This window comes from Acinetobacter proteolyticus (assembly GCF_000367945.1).
GTDB lineage: Bacteria > Pseudomonadota > Gammaproteobacteria > Pseudomonadales > Moraxellaceae > Acinetobacter > Acinetobacter proteolyticus.
Genome location: NZ_KB849178.1, coordinates 38298 through 56460 on the forward strand (window position 1 = coordinate 38298; position 18163 = coordinate 56460).

The following is an 18163-nucleotide window of genomic DNA, read 5'->3' on the forward strand; positions in this document are numbered from 1 at the left end:
GTATCGGGGTTTTTTAATTTTAAGTGAATCTTTATTCATCTATTTCTTTACCCAATTGGCAAAAAAATTGCTAAAAAAAGCATAAAAGTACTGACAATTTATAGTGTTTTAGGATAGATTGGCGCACTTTCGTTTTTTGTACGGGGGATCGTTTTTGTCTCAAACGATCCTTAACACTATGGCTGATCTTTGATCAACGATTATGAGGATAACGCCGTTGACAAATTTATCTGGGACTCAACCAACAGCGAAGCTTCAAAAGAATCTTGTGCTTTGGCACATTATCATTATTGGCTTAGCTTATATTCAACCATTAACTTTATTTGATACATTTGGTTTAGTATCTGAAAGAAGTGGTGGTCATGTACCGACTTCCTACATATTTGCCTTAGTTGCAATTCTTTTAACGTCGATCAGTTATGGTCACATGATTCGTCGTTATCCGTCTTCTGGTTCTGCGTATACCTATGCCCAAAAGTCAATTCACCCTAATGTTGGTTTTATGGTGGGTTGGTCTTCGTGGTTAGATTATTTGCTCTCCCCCCTGGTGAATATCATTCTTGCTGATATTTATCTGCGAGCACTCTTCCCAGAAGTAAATAACTGGATTTGGGTAATTGGCTTAACCGTGCTCATGACCGTAATTAACCTGTTTGGTGCACGATTTGTCGCACGTTTTAACAGTACCATTGTGGTGATCCAGCTCGGTGTCATTTTCTACTTTGTATATCAGGTCTATATCCTGCTTACACAAGGTGTTTATGCCGATGGCACGCTGAATCCAGACAAAGCCGAGTTATGGTCGCTTGCGCCATTCTGGAATGAAATGACCTCTGTCGGGGCGTTAATTGCCGGTGCAACCGTTCTATGCTTCTCATTTACGGGTTTTGATGCGCTTTCTTCACTTGCAGAAGAAACCAAAGATGCTGAAAAGACTTTGCCACGTGCAATTTTCACCACAGCATTGCTTGCAGGTATCATCTTCATTGTCAGCACCTACTTTATTCAGCTTTACTTCCCAAGTAATCCGAATACCTACTTCAACCCACTGGATGAATCTCAACCGGTGATGGTTGCAGCCATTGGTAGCCTTGCATTTAAAACCATGGTTTTATACTTTGCAGTCGTAGCAGTAATGGCATCAGGTATTTCGGCACATGCAGGTGTATCGCGTTTGATGTATGTGATGGGTCGTGATGGCGTGATCAATAAGAAATTATTCGGTCATATTAGCCCACGTTTACATACGCCAACTTACAACATCTTGATTGTGGGTGTTGTGGCTTTATCTGCGGGTTTCCTTGATCTTGAGCATATCGTGAACTTGATTAGCTTTGGTGCATTAACTGCATTTAGCTTTGTTAACTTCTCGGTGATTTCTCGCTATGCATTGAGAGATGGTAAGAACAAGACGCCAAAAGATATTATCAGCTACATTATTATTCCAACACTGGGTTTCGCCAGCGTGTTTATGATGTGGTTAGAAATTGATAAATTGGCTTTACAGATTGGTTTAGCTTGGGCCGTCATCGGTGTCGGTTATCTTGCTTACAAGACCAAAGGCTTCAAATACAATGCGCCACAGCATAATGAGTTTGATGACAGACATTAATCTGATGAGGTAATAAAAAAGGCGCTGAATGCGCCTTTTTTATGCGCTTAACTTTAAATAATTCTCGACTTTGATCTTCTTAAGCCTTCGACATTTGATCTAATTTGAGTAATTAAGTCTCCACCATCACGAATGGCAATCAGGTTTAGAACTTTATCTGTCTTGTCGGTACTGATCAGCACAATATTACTTAGGCCAAAAATACGTAGAAAAAACGGTTGCTCATGTCGATAGTCTCTGACTCGATAGAGTTCCAATTGATTGGTGGTTTTATTCAACACCCCTTTGGACATAATTAAACGCTCAGAAGTTAATTCGTATTTTGTATATTTGGTCTGTAACCAACGCCATAAGATCAATAGCAAAGGAATGACCAAAAAGAATAAAACACCACATACAACAAAGTAAGCAAGATTACTGATTTGAGAAGGTGTCCCCTGCCATTCTACATTTTCCATAACAACCCCGATAAGTGATTTAAAGTATTTATGAGATCGCTTTCACAATTATTTTTATCTCTCTTTCCTTTATTAGAAATAAACATCTTAAAAATTAATTATTAAAAAATAATGTATGAAAGCATTCTATTTAGCACATATTAATATGGATGAAAGTTTAATATGTTCGCAGTAAATATAATCAAAAAAATCAAAGTGATCAAAAGATTCAGATGTAAAGCATCTTGAATAAAAAACATTTAAAACCAATTTATTAACCTGATGAGGCCTTTTGTTTATTTCCCTTTCCCAGCTGCATTATGATTAAAAAAAATCTAACAATATTTGAAAGTTAAAAATCAAATTGATTTTTAAACACCACAAAAACAGAGGGAATCAAAATAATGAAAAATATCGTGAAAGGAAGCGGTGTTGCCCTGCTTTCTGTAGCACTCAGTGCTTGTTGGTTTGACTCTGGTAGTGGCGGAGGTTCAAGCTCGTCTGAACCTACACCAACGCCTACCCCAACACCAACGCCTACCCCGACACCGACACCGACACCGACACCAACGCCAACGCCAACGCCAACACCGACACCTACGCCTACCCCAACACCGACGCCAACTCCGACACCGACACCGACACCGACACCGACACCGACGCCAACCCCTACGCCAGTTCCAGACCAAACGAAAACAGATGATCAAGCCAACTTTAGCTATATTACTGAACCATTAGTATTTTTAAATGACCAGAAAAATAGCCGTTATTCAATGAGCTATTGGGTGATGTACGATCCAGTACGGTTATCGAGCTATAACAGAGAATTTGCAAGTAGTACGAATAATTTAAGTATGAATACTTACGCAACTAGCGGTTTTGGTTTTAACGGATGGCGAGAAGATCTATGGCCTCAATTGGTTTTTAGTCGTGAAAAAAACCAATGGATTGAAAGTAATGGCGGTAAAAAAGCCAGTAATGGACCTGTAGGTTCTGCAGGAATTAAAACAGTACAATTAGTTGATGATCAGGGCATACAATACCTAACCCTTTTAGAACAAGATATTAGTAATAGAAACCTTGCTCAGGGACTCAATCGTGGCTTTGGTGATGGTAGAAAATGGCCTGATGTTGTGAATACTGAAAAATTTAGCTCAGGGGCAAAAGTTTATAGCTGGATTCGTGATGTGATTCAGCCAGCCTATAGCATTCTCCGAGTACACATTGTGTTTACAACACAGAATGATCCACTGCCAATTTATACATGTAGTAGCATTAGTCCATGTTCTAGTATTGCAAGTTCATTAACTGACGCTGTGAACAAACAGGCATGGCTTCGCAATGGTGGAAATACAGCGAGTGTCCGTTTACGTGCTGCTAATGAAGCAGATTTCACCACCACAAATTCAGAAACTAAAGTGACCAGTAGTTATGTCCTCAACTATCAGGTCATTAATGCCACTAGCGATAGCCCTGCACGTATTGTATTTAATACACGTGATGAAACGGCAAAAAAAGCGATGGCTGATTACTTTGGTATCATTGATGGGCAATTGGCATGGTATGAATATCAAGGACAAGTTGTTCGCGGGGAATATCAAGCTCCACTGAAAGGACAGCACAGTCTAAGCTATCAGTACAACAAAACTGCTATAAATGACATACTCACAAAATGGTCACCTAAAGCGGGGCCCGTGCTTGAATAATCCTCTTATCTCAACCTGATTAATCCTCTGCAATTTAAAAACCGAGTTTAATTATAAACTCGGTTTTTTTGTGCTTAATGAGAAGATCATTTAGACGATCATCAAAATAATAAGGCCACATAATTAAAGCAGCGACCTTTTAATTAACACAAAAATCAACCATACAATTTTTCAACAATCGATTTCACACGTTGTGCATAAAGCTTCGCTGTTTCCAAATCCCCTGTTGGAATCTCATCGGTACTTGCATCTGATGGTGATTGAACCAACAAGCCAACTGAACCACCTAGGTTATTTACATCTTCACGTTTTGCATCTTTGGTATTGGCTGGCAATAATCCCAAGCTCACCCAAATACCACCATGCTGAGAAGCCAAAGTCTGTAACTGAATCAAGGTAACCTGCTTATCACCATTCAGGCTCGCGCTATTGGTAAAGCCCGCAAACACCTTGTCTTGCCAACCACGGGTAAACCAGATTTTTGAAGAAGCATCGGCAAATTTCTTGAACTGCCAAGGGGCTGCCGCCATATAAGTTGGTGCACCAAACACAATACCTTGTGCATTATTGAGTGTTTGCCAATCCTGTTCCGTAATTTCACCATTCTGATCAATTTCAATCAGAGAGGCTTCAATCGCACCCGCAAAAGTTTCAGCAACCACTTTGGTATGGCCATAGCCCGAGAAGTAAACAACCGCAATTTGTGTCATGAGAGTATCCAAAATTTTTCAAAAGTTCGATTTAATGATATATTTAAGAAACTAGGTGTCAATTAGTTACCAACTGGTAACTACTGACATTCGATTGAGAAAATGAGGGTTATCGCTATGAATCAGGCATTAAAATACGATATTTATCAACAACATTGCCCTGCTCGGTTATTTTTTGAAAAAATTGCAGATAAATGGGTGCTGTTGATCATTAATGTGCTTGCGCGAGAAACCCAACATTTCAATTTATTGAAAAAAAACATTCAAGGCATCTCACCTAAAGTATTGTCACAAAAGCTAAAAATGTTGGAAAGAGATGGATTTATCGAGCGCCAAGTGCAGAATACCGCTCCAATTCGAGTCGATTATTCACTCACAACACTCGGTTTAGAGGTGGCAGAAATGGCGTATCAACTCAAAGATTGGGCAGAAAGCAATATTGAACAGGTGATTTACGCTCAACGACGTTTTGATACGATACAGGAACAAGAACTCGAATGATGCTGTGAGGTGTCTATGTACCCACAACCTTTAATTGCTGTGACCGATGTGGAGAAAACCAGTCAGTGGTATCAAACTGTGCTGGGCTTAGAAAGTGGACATGGCGGCAGAGAATATGAACAATTGCTGTTTGAGCAAAGCCTTGTACTGCAACTGCACCAATGGCAAGCCCATGACCACTCACATATCGGCGATCCGAAACGGCTGATTGGTAACGGGGTTTTGCTTTGGTTTGAAAGCGATCAATTTGATGAGATTGTCAAAAAGCTACAAACTCATCACGTTGAGATTTTGGAAGGGCCGAAATATAACCCGAATGCGCATCATCGCGAAATCTGGTTTAAGGACCCGAATGGCTATACGCTGGTTGTGGCAAGTCCATACGGTGATATCTAAAGCACGATAAATCAGAGTTGTTTAAAGCCCTGCTGTCTCCACGCTTCATAGACAATCACGGCGGTTGCATTCGAGAGGTTTAAGCTTCTTGAATTTTCTGCCATTGGCAAACGAATCCATTGCTCTTGCGGGAACATGAGACGCACTTGCTCAGGCAGACCACGGGTTTCAGGTCCCATCAACAAGGCAACTGGACGATTCAGATCAACCGTATGTGGTGTTGCTGTGCCTTTAGTGGTGAGCGGAAAAACATGCTCCACACCCTTCGCCTTTAAATCAGCAAGGCAAAGTTCGATAGTGTCCCAAATTTGCATTCTTGCCCATTCGTGATAATCCAAACCGGCACGTTTCAACTTTTTATCATCCAGCTCAAAGCCTAAAGGTTTGACCAAATGGAGTTGCGCACCGGTATTGGCACATAGACGAATGATATTACCTGTATTCGCTGGAATCTCAGGCTCGTATAGGACGACATGAATCACAAATTTTCTCTACTTTTCATAATCCCTCCTAGCCTCCCTTTGAAAAAGGGAGGAACTCCCCCTCTTTTTTAAAGAGGTGAGGAGCGGTTATAGCTCCGCAAGGAGGGATTCTATTGCCATTTTAACTGTTCACGTAGACTGACCACTTCACCAATAATAGTTAAAGTCGGCGCTACGATCTGATGTTCTGATACTTTGGTTGCGATGTCCGCCAATGTACCCACTACCACTTTCTGATCAGGGGTGGTACCTTTGGAAATTAACGCCACAGGCATGCTTGGACGCTGACCATGGGCAATTAATTGTTCACAAATACGTTCCAAACCGACCAGTCCCATATAAAGAACTAAAGTTTGGTTTTCGTAAACCAATTCATTCCAAGGTAACTCAGGCGAGCCTTCTTTTAAATGCCCTGTCAGGAAGCGTACACTTTGCGCATAATCACGATGTGTTAGTGGAATACCGGCATAAGCCGAACAACCCGAAGCTGCGGTAATACCCGGAACAACTTGGAACGTCACATTGGCTTGCACCAATTCCTGAATCTCTTCTCCACCACGGCCAAAGATAAAGGGATCGCCACCTTTTAAGCGACAAACACGTTTACCTTGCTGTGCATATTCAACCAATAAAGCGTTGATGCCATCTTGTGGAACCGAATGATTAGAACGCGCTTTACCGACATAGATCTTTTCAGCATCACGGCGGCATAATTCCAAGATGGGTGCCGATACCAAGCGATCATAAATCACCACATCGGCTTGCTGCATTAGACGTAATGCTTTTAAAGTCAGCAGTTCTGGATCGCCCGGACCTGCCCCGACCAAATACACCTCACCTTTCGGTGCAGTCCATTCTGTTAAAGCCTGCTCAATCAGATTATTGGCTACATCAATATTATCATTGAAAACCTGTTCTTTCAGCGGACTGGCGTACAGGTTTTCCCAGAAGATACGACGTTCATCTGGATTGGCAATTTTGGCTTTCACTTGCTTACGCCATTGCCCCGAAAACTCAGCCAATTTACCCATGCCATGCGGCACAATGGTTTCGATCTGAGTACGCAATTGTCTGGATAACACTGGCGATGCGCCATTGGAAGCCACTGAAATCACCAAGGGTGAGCGATCAATAATCGCTGGCACCATAAAACGACAATGCGGAATATCATCGACACTGTTGACCAACAGATTACGCTGTTCACACTGTTCAAATACGCTTTTATTGACGTCAGGCTGATCTGTCGCAGCAATCACCAAGCGGTAAGGCGTTGACAAAACATTTTCAGAAAAAGGCGCCTGAATATATTGCCCTGTTGATTGCTCAACCAGTTGGCCTAATTCAGGAATCATTTCTGGTGCAATCACATCCACAATTGCACCCGCTTTGACGAGCAGATTTGCTTTGCGGTAGGCAATATGCCCACCACCCACAATCAGACAATGTTGCTGCTGCAACTTTAAAGAGATTGGGAAAATTTCCACGTCACGCCTCTATATTTTCAATCTGATTGAGCTCAAGCAAAAACTATGCACAAATTCGATGCAAAGTTTAGTCGATGTAGCTAACACCGCCCATATATGGACGTAAAACTTCTGGAATCTCGATTGAACCATCAGCGCGTTGATAGTTTTCCATCACCGCAAGCAAGGTACGACCCACCGCTAAACCAGAACCATTCAAGGTATGCACCAATTCGATCTTCTTCTGATCAACACGGTAGCGTGCTTTCATACGACGTGCTTGGAAATCGCCCACATTTGAGCAGCTTGAAATTTCACGATAGGTATCTTGGCTCGGCACCCAGACTTCTAGGTCATACGTTTTAACTGCGCCAAAGCCCATGTCACCACCACAGAGCAAAATCTTACGGTACGGTAAACCCAATGCCTGCAAAATACCCTCTGCGTGTGCAGTCAATTCTTCAAGTGCCTGCATAGAGTGCTCTGGTTTTACGATTTGCACCATTTCGACCTTGTCGAATTGGTGTTGGCGAATCAAACCACGGGTATCACGACCATAAGAACCTGCTTCACTGCGGAAACATGGGGTATGTGCAGAATATTTTAGTGGTAAACGATCCGCATCAATAATTTCGTCACGAACGAAGTTGGTCACTGGCACTTCAGCGGTTGGAATTAGGTAATACTCTTTTTCACCTTGTAGCTTGAATAAGTCTTCTTCAAACTTAGGCAGTTGACCTGTACCACGCAAGCTGTCTGCATTGACTAAATACGGTACATAAGCTTCGGTATAACCGTTTTTGAGGGTATGTGTATCGAGCATGAACTGGGTCAAAGCACGTTGTAAACGCGCCAAAGGTCCTTTCAATACGCTGAAACGTGAGCCTGTTAATTTGGTCGCCGTCTCAAACTCCAGACCGCCCATCATTTCACCAAGGTCGGTATGGTCTTTGATTTCGAAATCAAATTGGCGTGGTGTGCCCCACTTCAAGATTTCAAGGTTATCGCTTTCATCTTTACCAAAGGGAACAGATTCATCTGGCAAGTTTGGAATCGCCAATGACTTTTGCTCTAGCTCAGCTTGCAACTCAGCCAAAGCCACTTCTGCAGCTTTGATTTCATCACCAATGGCTGCCATACGCGCCATGATTTCAGAAGCATCTCCACCCGATTTTTTGATTTGACCGACTTGTTTCGCACCAGCATTACGCTCTGCTTGTAAGTTTTCAGCTTTGGATTGCAAATCTTTACGGCGAGCTTCTAAATCAGCCCACTCTTGCACATTTAGCTGAATACCACGTTTTGCCAAAGCAGCATTCACTGCTTCAATATTATTTCTAAGTAATTTTGGGTCGATCATAATCAATCATGAATAGAGAAAAAAACTGGCTATAGTGTAAGGCTTTAACCTAAAAAAATACAGCGATTGCGCAGCATCTACACATCATATGTGAATGCTGCATCGAAACTAGTTGGGATCTTTTGGCAGGCTTGGTAAATATTCCGCCTTCACAAACTGTTTGGCTGCGTAGTACGGCAAGGTCAACTCACTCATCCCTTCTGCATAAGAGGCCAATTCATAGAGTGGATAAACAAAGACAATGCCATTTACCCCATAGTAATAATTATCACTGACCTGTAACTGTTCTTTTTTAATGCTGTGGTCTTGCAACCAGTTTTGATTAGATGCATACAGCTCATCACGTAGTTTGGTATTCATATCAGGCTTTAGCAATTCACTGACCGTGATATGTTTTTTATTGCTTAAATCAAAATTGACAAACTCTTGATGTGACATGCCATGGGCTGCACCTGCAGAATAGGAATAGCTCTGAATGGCAAAAGTCGCTAGATTATAATTTTGCCCAACAAAGCGCACATAGGTACTGCTTTCACTTTGCGATGGTTCATCTGCTGGGACTTTTACTTTTTGATCCGCAATATTGGAAAACGCATTCGGCTCGGCCTTTTTCATCCGATTCACGAAATATTCATCAATCCATTTCTGATTGGTCTCAACTGTTTGTAAATCATAAGTGGTACAACCATCTTCCAAACAGACTTTCTGCTTTGGAATTTTAACTGCCACTACGTTTGCATGAATCAATGGAATATCGACTTTTTCAGTTGTCGCAGCGGTGTCTTTTTTAGGTTGGCAACCTACAAGTGCAACGACGGTCAGGATGGGAAGAAGTGGAATAATTTTTGATCGTTGTGAAGTATTCATCGTCATGCAAGTCTCTGATGTTTTTCTTCACTATACAAAGCCTTGTAGAAATATAAAATTAAGAAATGTATCCACACTACATATTAAAAAAGCCGCAACATATGCGGCTTTTTAAGTAAAGCAGAGAATTACTGATCAATAATATCGGTGCCTTTAGGCGGCGTGAAATTAAACACTGAGGCTGGAATCGCCTGATTCACTTTAATATTATTGAAACGAACATAAGTGGTTTGACCCAAAGAGTCTTGCAATACCATCAAATTCGGTGCTTTATTGCCACCAAAACTAATGGTCAAGCTTTGGAATGCTCCATCTTCCTGTTTTGGATACAAGGTATAATACAGCTTGCTACGGTCTGGTTGAGTCACACGATAAGACTGCATGATCTGGTTGGTATTGCCCGATAACAATAATGCTGGGGTATTGGCAATTTGATCATCTAGACTTTGACGAACGGCTTGCTGCAAGTCTGGATCATAAATCCACACCACTTTACCCGTAGTCACAATGGTTTGTTTGGCTGGGCTGGTGGTTTCCCAATAAAATTTCCCAGGACGCTCAACTTTCATGGTTCCTTTAAAGGTCTGATTCATGTGTTGAGCAGTTAAACCTTTTTTTTGTACTGCTTTATTACTGTTAGCTACTTTTGTGGTTTGTTCAAAATCTGCGGTGAATCGTTGCAAGCCAGATAACTGTTGAACCAAACTTGTGGTCGCTTGCTGAGCCGATGCAGCGACTGGTGCAGCGAAGACCTGACTACTCACAACAGGAGCAAGTGTCATTGCACTTAACGTTGCAGCATAAGCCATTTTTTTTACGAAATTCATAAAAACAACCTTCTATCAGATTTCTACTGGTATGACGACATCTTACTGTTTTTGATCATTAAAAAAATGAAGAAAAGCAACGGTTTTGTGTAATTCGTGTCGCAAAGTTCTGCATTATGTATGAAGTTGCAGCCTTTATGTAGAGATTGTAAGAACGAAAAATAACTTTTCGACCATTCCCGACAGCATCCGTCAATGTCTGTTTAGGGAAAATTATTGATTAACTCTCATCTAGACGAATCATTCGCATTTGCTAAGCTAAATGCCAATGATTTTAATAAGCATCATTCATGAAAAGTCTTGCCTTTATCCACCGTAATGACACGCATTTTGCGATTGGCGATTTTTATCCGGCCCTTTCCGTTTTTTCTTATCAGGAACTGGGCAATACCACCTCGCCCTTTTTATTATTAGATCATCTAGGGCCAGGACGCTTGTCGCCCAAAAGTACGAAGAAAGGTGTGAATGAACATCCACACCGCGGCTTTGAAACCGTAACCTTTGTTTTCGCTGGTGAATTACAACACCTAGATTCTACGGGTCAAGGCGGTATCATTGCGCAAGGCGATGTGCAATGGATGACGGCGGCTTCTGGGATTCAGCATACGGAACATTTTAGTCCTGCTTTTCGTGAGCGTGGTGGATACTTTGAAATGGTGCAATTGTGGGTCAACCTTCCCGCAAAAGATAAAATGTCTGCACCTCGCTATCAAAGCTTACAGAATCACAAAATTCCAAAATGCTTACTTGAAAATGACGCAGGTTATGTCCGTGTCGTCGCCGGACAGTTTCGGAATATTCAGGGCCTTGCCCACACTTATAGTCCCATGAATGTCTTAGATGTCCATCTGAATAAACAACAGCAACTTACCTTGCCTGCCAATCATGGAGACACGACTTTAATTTATTTACGTAAAGGCAAGCTTCAGTTCGCAGCACATGAAGACCTTTTAGAAGAACAAGCCTTAGCGGTGATGTCCAGCTTTGATACAGATGTTGCGATTACTGCATTAGAGGATAGTGATCTGTTATTTTTATCCGCACCTCCCTTGCAAGAGCCGATCAATGGACATGGCTTTTTTGTGATGAACAGTTATGAGGAAATTTTACAGGCCTATGAAGACTTAAAAACGGGTAACTTTGGAAAAGCTTCAGACTAAATCACAATTCAAAACTTAGCAGCATAAAAAAACCCGCTTAACGCGGGTTTTCTCGAACTATTAAAACTTAAGCTTCAACAGTTACATAGCGACGGCCAAATTGACCTTTCACTTCAAATTTTACTACGCCGTCAGCAGTAGCAAATAAAGTATGGTCACGACCCATACCAACATTTGCACCAGCGTGGAACTCTGTACCACGTTGACGAACGATGATGTTACCAGCAGTTACAGTTTGACCACCGTAAACTTTAACACCTAACATCTTAGGATTCGAATCACGACCGTTCTTCGTCGATCCACCGGCTTTTTTAGTTGCCATGTCTATTTACTCCTCGTATTAGCCTGCGATACCAGTAATTTTCAACTCGGTAAACCATTGACGGTGACCTTGTTGTTTACGATAGTGTTTACGACGACGCATTTTGATGATGCGGATTTTGTCGTGACGACCATGGCCAACTACTTCTGCAGTTACTTTTGCGCCAGCTACAACTGGAGCACCGATTTGAATGTTGTCACCGTTAACAACCATTAATACGTCATCAAACGTAATAGTCGCGCCAGTTTCAGCTTTCAATAATTCTACTTTAAGGGTTTCACCCTCAACAACACGGTGCTGTTTACCACCGCTTTGGATTACTGCGTACATAATGTACTCCAACTTGCCCGTGTCGTCGTGCCGATAAAGGGACATATCGATCTTAAGACGAACGCCACTGGGGTTATACAAGGGGACAAATTTTAAGTGAAAATTGATCAAACGACAAGTGATTTTACATAAACACATGTATATCGATAACTTGCTTGGATTTTTAAGCAAAATCAATTAGATTGATGACGAACCGTTTTGATTGATTCTGATCAAGATTTGAAATACATTTTTGAAAACAAATTGTGACAATAACAAACTGTGTTTTTACAGTGCCATAAGTAAAGTAATGGCGCTTGGTGGGAACTTCCCTTTTTTCTGTCTAATTTAAGACCAAAGAGCGCATCATCGTGTTTTAAATGACAGATTACGCAGTCTGTATAACTGTTTAGTCACAGATTAATTGATACACTTGGCAACACTACCCACCTATACGAGGTTTTTCTTCATATGGTTATCGATTTTAAGCAAGACATTCTCTCCCCTGTTGCGACAGATTTTGCTGCGATGGATCGCCTGATTAATGAAGGAATTAGTTCGAAAGTAGGTTTAGTAATGAGTGTCAGCAAACACGTGGTCGAAGCAGGCGGCAAACGCATGCGTCCCATTATGTGTTTACTAGCAGCACGCGCTTGTGGACTCGCCAATATGCAGCAGGCACAACATTTAGCTGCAGTGATTGAAATGCTGCACACCGCAACTTTGGTTCATGATGATGTAGTTGATGAGTCAAGTTTACGTCGTGGCCGTCCAACGGCAAATGCAACATGGAACAACCAAACTGCGGTTTTGGTTGGTGATTTTCTAATTTCACGTGCGTTTGATCTATTGGTCGATTTAAACAATATGACCTTATTAAAAGATTTCTCGACCGGCACCTGTGAAATTGCAGAGGGTGAAGTCTTGCAGCTTCAATCGCAGCACCAACCCGAAACCTCAGAAGAAACTTATTTAAAAATTATCCACGGTAAAACCTCCCGCTTATTTGAACTTGCTACCGAAGGGGCAGCTATTCTGGCGGGAACAGAAGAATACCGTGAACCTTTACGTCGCTTCGCAGGTCATTTTGGTAATGCCTTTCAAATTATCGACGATATTTTAGATTACACCTCTGATGCGGAAACATTAGGTAAAAATATTGGTGATGATTTAATGGAAGGAAAGCCAACTTTACCGTTAATTTCAGCATTAGCCCATTCAACTGGTAATGATCACGAGATCATTCGTCGTAGTATTGCAACGGGTGGTGTTGAACATTTAGATAAAGTGATTGAAATTGTTCATCACTCAGGTGGCCTAGATTACTGTCAAACACGTGCCCAACAGGAAACGGATGCCGCTTTAGAAGCGTTAAAAGCGCTGCCAGATAATGAATATCGCCAAGCACTGATCAATTTGACCTTAATGGCTTTACATCGACTACAATAATTTTCTGACTGCCTATGCATTTAACTTTATCTGATCTTTTTTTAAAAATGCAGGAACAGCTTGACCAACCTCAAGCTGTTCTTGATGAACAACTGCTGATTGAACTGGTCAATCGGATCCGCCCCAAAAATTCAAATGATGCGGATGAAGTCAAACAACGTATTCATGCGCTGATCAAAATATTATTACTGACCCCAACCTCAGCCATCCTACTGCAAAACTTCTTACTCAAGCTCATTAGCCAATATAAACAGTTAAGCTTATATGCTGACAGCGGAATTTTATCGCTGGATGGTTTCTGGAATCAGTTGGGACAACGTTTAGGTGCACATTTCCTTCCTTTAGTCGAAGATGGACAACAACTCAAGACTTTGATTGGAAAAGTGTTCCATCAAGAAAATGACGGTGAATGGCTTGATCTGATTGAGAATCAGGACTGGATTACACTCTTCAATCTATTAGGTGAAAGCCAAAGCAATACCATTGAAAAACAGATTTCAAAAAATGAGTTGATTAAAGCCATTACCGTATTGTCCTATCGGATTAGCGGTATCGGCCTCTATCCTGAGTTTATTAATGCTCAGCCTGAAATTACTGAATATGAATCCCCTTTTCTGGTGCAAAACCGAGAAATCGTAGAATTCATCGAGAAATACAAAAAGCAGATTGATGATCAAGATGCAGTTGTGGTTTTACCGCCACCGGATGCTTCGCAAGCCTTTGTGATGCTAGATCAATGTCGTGAAGTGGTGTTAAAAATTCGTCGTGCCACCAAGCGGATTGGGGTTAGTATCAGCCTGACCTATTTATTGTCGCTCTTAGAACAAGCGATTGATCGGATTGAGCTGCTGCTAACGCTATTAGCCAGTAAGAATGATGCACGTTATACCGCATTAGGCGAATTGATCGTTGACTTGACTAAAGCACATTACAATGAAAAAAGTGTACGTCATTTACTAACCTCTACCAGTGAATTGATTGCCTTACAGGTGACTGAAAATGCCAGTAAAACAGGCGAACATTATGTCAGTACCGACAAAGCTGGCTTCTTTGGCATGTACAAGGCAGCTGCAGGTGCTGGTGCAATCATTGCGACCATGGCAACGCTGAAAATTTTAACTGCACGCTTGGTACTTGCACCGTTTGGTCATGCCTTTTTATATAGTATGAACTATGCGCTTGGTTTTATGCTCATTCATGTACTGCACTTTACTGTGGCGACTAAGCAACCTGCAATGACGGCGGCAGCATTGGCATCAACCGTACAGCAGCAAAAAGGCAGCAAGACCGCACAAATTGCCGAACTGGCCGCATTGATTATTAATATTATCCGAACCCAGTTCATTGCCATTCTAGGCAATATCTCGATTGCAATCCCAACCGCGGCACTGATTACCTTTTTGTGGCAATACAATCTCGGTGAACCCTTGCTCAATCATGCCAAATCAGCTGCATTGCTACACAGTCTCAATCCCTTTACCTCACTAGCTGTTCCACATGCGGCAATTGCAGGTGTTTGTTTATTTTTTTCAGGCCTGATTGCGGGATATTTCGATAACTTGGCGGTTTACCGTAAAGTTGGACCACGCTTAAAGCAGCATCGACGTTTAAAACGTTGGATGGGACAACCGCGTTTAGATAAATTCGCTAACTATATTGAAACCAATCTTGGCGCATTGGCGGGTAACTTCTTGTTCGGGATCATGCTGGGTAGTATGGGAACGATTGGATTTATTTTAGGCTTGCCCTTAGATATCCGTCACATCGCATTCGCTTCTGCCAACTTTATTCAAGGTTTAATGACCATTGGTGGGCCTGATATTGGTTTAATTTTAGTGTCATTCCTCGGCGTGATGCTGATCGGCTTAACCAACTTATTTGTCAGCTTTACCTTAACAATTATTGTTGCACTACGTGCGCGTCGTGTTCGTTTTGCTCAATGGAAGCCTCTTGCAAAGTTAGTGACCACTCACTTCCTAACTAGACCAAGCGATTTTTTCTGGCCACCTAAGCAACCTGTCGAGGTGGAAGAACAGAATAAAAATGCGTCGTCATCACACTAGCTTTGTACAGAAAAATCAACAAAGTACAAGTCTAACATTTGAACTATTTTTGCGTATAATCAAGCCACCAAAAATAGTTTAAATGGGTTGGTATTCCCAGCGTCTATTATTCAATAGATTACTTCTCAGCCATGGTATCCCTTTTACTAAGGAGATACGATGACGACCGTTTATAAGTATCTCGACTAAATGAGAGATCTAAATAATGCTTCTGTACGCTTAAACCAACTGCCAAAATGATGTAAAACAACTTATTCGCTGTTGATGTTTTACTGTTTGAATATTGTACTGTATTGGATATTACCTACATAAATACTGATTCTCTTGCTTGAGTTAAAGATGTTAAGCAAAGCAAATTTGCAATATAGATAATGACTTAAGTTGTTGAGAAAATAGCTTAAAAAGGTACTTTTCAATATAGGCATAGATTCAATTAAAAGTGAGATATACATCAAATTTTGTTATGTTTTTTTACTAAGCCTTAAAAAAACATCAAAATGAAATTATCATAAAATTTCAAGACTTGACCAAAAGTGTACTCGCGAGTACACTTTCAAACACTCAACAACCCTGAATAATGGTTAAGCAAATAATGAGTAGCGCATGCCGTACCTATTGCTTTGTATTGGTTGCTTTTTTTTAGGATTCGGTGTGATTGGATTACTTCTTTCCAACACATCAACTTTAGACCTTTTTAGTGTTCAAGCTTTTTTTGAGCACCGTTCATTTACGCTTAATCATGTGACAGTCCTGCTCTCTCGGCTTGGCGGAATGCCTTTTTTACTATTTTTAACTACATTTTTGTGTCTTTACCAAACGTGGATTAAAAATTATAAGAATGTGACATTTATCGCTTTAAGTGTGATTGGCAGCATTGTGATTGGTTGGCTTCTGAAATGGAGCATTGATCGGCCAAGACCAATGGAGTTTTATCACTTGGTTCAAAGCTATGGTGCATCCTTCCCAAGTGCCCATAGCCTTTATGCTGCAACCCTTGCGAGTTTAGCCATGTTGTTGTGTCAACAACACAAATATCGCACCAGTGTCATTTTAGTATCTACTTTATGGTTTATCTTCATGGGGATATCTAGAGTTTATGCGGGGGTTCACTACCCAACTGACGTACTTGCCGGTTGGGGAATTGGGTTGATTTGGACTTCCTTGCTTTGGTTTGGGCTGTATCAAAGCACTTTCAGCAATAATTTGTTTTTAGATAAAAAATCTAAATTGAGGTGGAATAATGATGTCGGCTAAGCTTTGGGCTCCTGCCCTAACTGCTTGCGCATTAGCAACAAGCATTGCGCTTGTTGGTTGTAGCAAAGATCCTAAAGATGCACAGCAAGCTGCTGCTGCTCAAAAAATGCCGCCTCCAGAAGTTGGTGTCATTGTTGCACAACCACAAAGCGTTGAACAAAACGTCGAACTGTCAGGACGAACCTCTGCATATCAAGTTTCTGAAGTACGTCCACAAACAGGTGGCGTGATTCTAAAACGTTTATTTGCTGAAGGTAGCTACGTTCAAGCAGGTCAAGCACTTTATCAAATTGATGCAAATACCAACCGTGCAACAGCAGACAATGCTCGTGCAACGTTATTGCGTCAACAAGCAAACTTAAATGCATTGCGTGTGAAAGAAGGGCGTTATCGTCAATTGGTAGGAACCAATGCGGTTTCTAAACAAGAATATGACGATATCAATGCTCAAGTAAAATTGGCTGAAGCGGATGTCGCTGCGTCTGAAGCTGCATTAAAAAATGCTGAAATTACCTTGGGTTACTCAACTGTTCGCGCACCAATCTCTGGTCAGTCTAGCCGTTCTTCGGTAACGCCAGGTGCTTTGGTAACTGCAAACCAAGCTGACCCGTTGGTGACGATTCAACAACTTGATCCAATCTATGTTGATATCAACCAATCAAGTGCTGAATTATTGCGTTTACGCCAACAACTCAGCAAAGGCAGTTTAAATAACAGTAACAATACCCGTGTCAAAATCACGCTAGAAGATGGGTCTGAATACCCAGTCGAAGGGCAACTTGCTTTCTCTGACGCAAGTGTGAATCCCGATACAGGTACTGTGACTTTACGTGCAGTCTTCTCGAATCCAAACCACCTGTTATTACCAGGGATGTATGCAACGGCTAAAATTTCGCAAGGTGTTTTACCAAATGCATTTCTGATTCCTCAAGCAGCTGTATCTCGTTTACCAACAGGCCAAGCAATTGCCTTGGTGGTCAATGCCAAAGGTGCAATTGAAACACGCCCAATTAAAACCGTGGGTGTCAAAGGTCAGGACTGGATTGTAACTGAAGGCTTACAGGCTGGTGATAAGGTTGTTGTTGATGGTGTTGCCAAGGTGAAAGAAGGACAAGAAGTGTCTGCTAAACCTTACCAACCAAAAGCAGCTGAAGGTCAAAATGCAGCACCAAAAGCTGCTGAACAAAAACAAGCCAATTCACCAAAAGCTGAACAAAAAGCAACTTCAGAAGCTTAAGGGGTAGA

The 18163-nt window shown here is 41.5% G+C and carries 18 protein-coding genes; 9 read left to right on the top strand and 9 right to left on the bottom strand.

Translation table 11 applies throughout. The features are described from left to right. Nucleotides 1–217 precede the first annotated feature (217 nt). Nucleotides 218–1612 carry an APC family permease gene (locus F993_RS18270; RefSeq protein ID WP_016541349.1) on the top strand — a complete coding sequence of 465 codons (1395 nt, stop codon included), beginning with the start codon at nt 218–220 and terminating at the stop codon, nt 1610–1612. A 53-nt stretch (nt 1613–1665) separates the two neighbouring features. Here the strand turns inward: F993_RS18270 and F993_RS18265 are convergent, their stop codons facing one another. After that, a complete protein-coding gene (locus F993_RS18265; RefSeq protein ID WP_004652218.1) occupies nt 1666–2070 on the bottom strand; it encodes a PH domain-containing protein in 405 nt (134 codons plus the stop codon). Between the two features lie 383 nt (nt 2071–2453). Between F993_RS18265 and F993_RS20645 the strand changes: the two genes are divergently transcribed. Beyond that, nucleotides 2454–3755, top strand: coding sequence for a hypothetical protein (locus F993_RS20645; protein ID WP_004652219.1), 1302 nt, complete (start codon nt 2454–2456; stop codon nt 3753–3755). Nucleotides 3756–3910: 155 nt separating this feature from the next. Here the strand turns inward: F993_RS20645 and F993_RS18255 are convergent, their stop codons facing one another. Further along, on the bottom strand, nt 3911–4465 hold the full coding sequence (locus tag F993_RS18255; RefSeq protein ID WP_004652220.1) for a flavodoxin family protein: 555 nt from the start codon (nt 4463–4465) through the stop codon (nt 3911–3913). Nucleotides 4466–4582: 117 nt separating this feature from the next. On the opposite strand from F993_RS18255, the gene F993_RS18250 reads away from it, so the two are divergent. Together F993_RS18250 and F993_RS18245 are read left to right on the top strand one after the other, a co-directional pair. Then, nucleotides 4583–4966 carry a winged helix-turn-helix transcriptional regulator gene (locus tag F993_RS18250; protein WP_004652221.1) on the top strand — a complete coding sequence of 128 codons (384 nt, stop codon included), beginning with the start codon at nt 4583–4585 and terminating at the stop codon, nt 4964–4966. Nucleotides 4967–4981: 15 nt separating this feature from the next. Further along, on the top strand, nt 4982–5362 hold the full coding sequence (locus F993_RS18245; protein ID WP_004652222.1) for a VOC family protein: 381 nt from the start codon (nt 4982–4984) through the stop codon (nt 5360–5362). An 11-nt stretch (nt 5363–5373) separates the two neighbouring features. Here the strand turns inward: F993_RS18245 and F993_RS18240 are convergent, their stop codons facing one another. From F993_RS18240 to lolA, 5 genes are all read right to left on the bottom strand, one after another. Then, nucleotides 5374–5844 carry a tRNA (cytidine(34)-2'-O)-methyltransferase gene (locus F993_RS18240; RefSeq protein ID WP_004652223.1) on the bottom strand — a complete coding sequence of 157 codons (471 nt, stop codon included), beginning with the start codon at nt 5842–5844 and terminating at the stop codon, nt 5374–5376. Nucleotides 5845–5954: 110 nt separating this feature from the next. Beyond that, complete coding sequence (gene cysG, locus F993_RS18235; RefSeq protein WP_004652224.1) at nt 5955–7328, bottom strand: siroheme synthase CysG; 1374 nt, start codon at nt 7326–7328, stop codon at nt 5955–5957. Nucleotides 7329–7395: 67 nt separating this feature from the next. Then, the gene (gene serS / locus F993_RS18230) at nt 7396–8667 is read right to left on the bottom strand and encodes a serine--tRNA ligase (protein ID WP_004652225.1); all 1272 of its coding nucleotides are present in this window, start codon (nt 8665–8667) and stop codon (nt 7396–7398) included. Nucleotides 8668–8775: 108 nt separating this feature from the next. Beyond that, nucleotides 8776–9540 carry an RsiV family protein gene (locus tag F993_RS18225; RefSeq protein ID WP_004652227.1) on the bottom strand — a complete coding sequence of 255 codons (765 nt, stop codon included), beginning with the start codon at nt 9538–9540 and terminating at the stop codon, nt 8776–8778. Nucleotides 9541–9662: 122 nt separating this feature from the next. After that, entirely contained in the window at nt 9663–10361 is a 699-nt protein-coding gene (lolA, locus tag F993_RS18220; RefSeq protein ID WP_004652228.1) for an outer membrane lipoprotein periplasmic chaperone LolA, read from the bottom strand. Nucleotides 10362–10651: 290 nt separating this feature from the next. Here lolA and F993_RS18215 point away from each other — a divergent pair, with 290 nt between their 5' ends. After that, on the top strand, nt 10652–11521 hold the full coding sequence (locus tag F993_RS18215; RefSeq protein ID WP_004652229.1) for a pirin family protein: 870 nt from the start codon (nt 10652–10654) through the stop codon (nt 11519–11521). A 67-nt stretch (nt 11522–11588) separates the two neighbouring features. Here the strand turns inward: F993_RS18215 and rpmA are convergent, their stop codons facing one another. Both rpmA and rplU read right to left on the bottom strand, forming a co-directional pair. Then, nucleotides 11589–11843, bottom strand: coding sequence for a 50S ribosomal protein L27 (rpmA, locus tag F993_RS18210; RefSeq protein ID WP_004640422.1), 255 nt, complete (start codon nt 11841–11843; stop codon nt 11589–11591). Nucleotides 11844–11861: 18 nt separating this feature from the next. After that, nucleotides 11862–12173 carry a 50S ribosomal protein L21 gene (rplU, locus tag F993_RS18205; RefSeq protein WP_004652230.1) on the bottom strand — a complete coding sequence of 104 codons (312 nt, stop codon included), beginning with the start codon at nt 12171–12173 and terminating at the stop codon, nt 11862–11864. A gap of 450 nt (nt 12174–12623) precedes the next feature. Between rplU and sdsA the strand changes: the two genes are divergently transcribed. The 4 genes from sdsA to F993_RS18185 all read left to right on the top strand — a co-directional run bounded on the left by sdsA (nt 12624) and on the right by F993_RS18185 (nt 18155). Beyond that, nucleotides 12624–13601, top strand: a complete 978-nt coding sequence (gene sdsA, locus F993_RS18200; protein ID WP_004652231.1) for an All-trans-nonaprenyl-diphosphate synthase — start codon at nt 12624–12626, stop codon at nt 13599–13601. Between the two features lie 14 nt (nt 13602–13615). Continuing rightward, the gene (locus tag F993_RS18195) at nt 13616–15664 is read left to right on the top strand and encodes a site-specific recombinase (protein WP_004652233.1); all 2049 of its coding nucleotides are present in this window, start codon (nt 13616–13618) and stop codon (nt 15662–15664) included. Between the two features lie 603 nt (nt 15665–16267). After that, nucleotides 16268–16918 (top strand): phosphatase PAP2 family protein, encoded by a 651-nt coding sequence (locus tag F993_RS18190; RefSeq protein ID WP_004652234.1) that lies wholly within the window; start codon nt 16268–16270, stop codon nt 16916–16918. Next, entirely contained in the window at nt 16905–18155 is a 1251-nt protein-coding gene (locus F993_RS18185) for an efflux RND transporter periplasmic adaptor subunit (protein WP_004652235.1), read from the top strand. The genes F993_RS18190 and F993_RS18185 overlap by 14 nt, the downstream gene beginning before the upstream one ends. Nucleotides 18156–18163 lie beyond the last annotated feature (8 nt).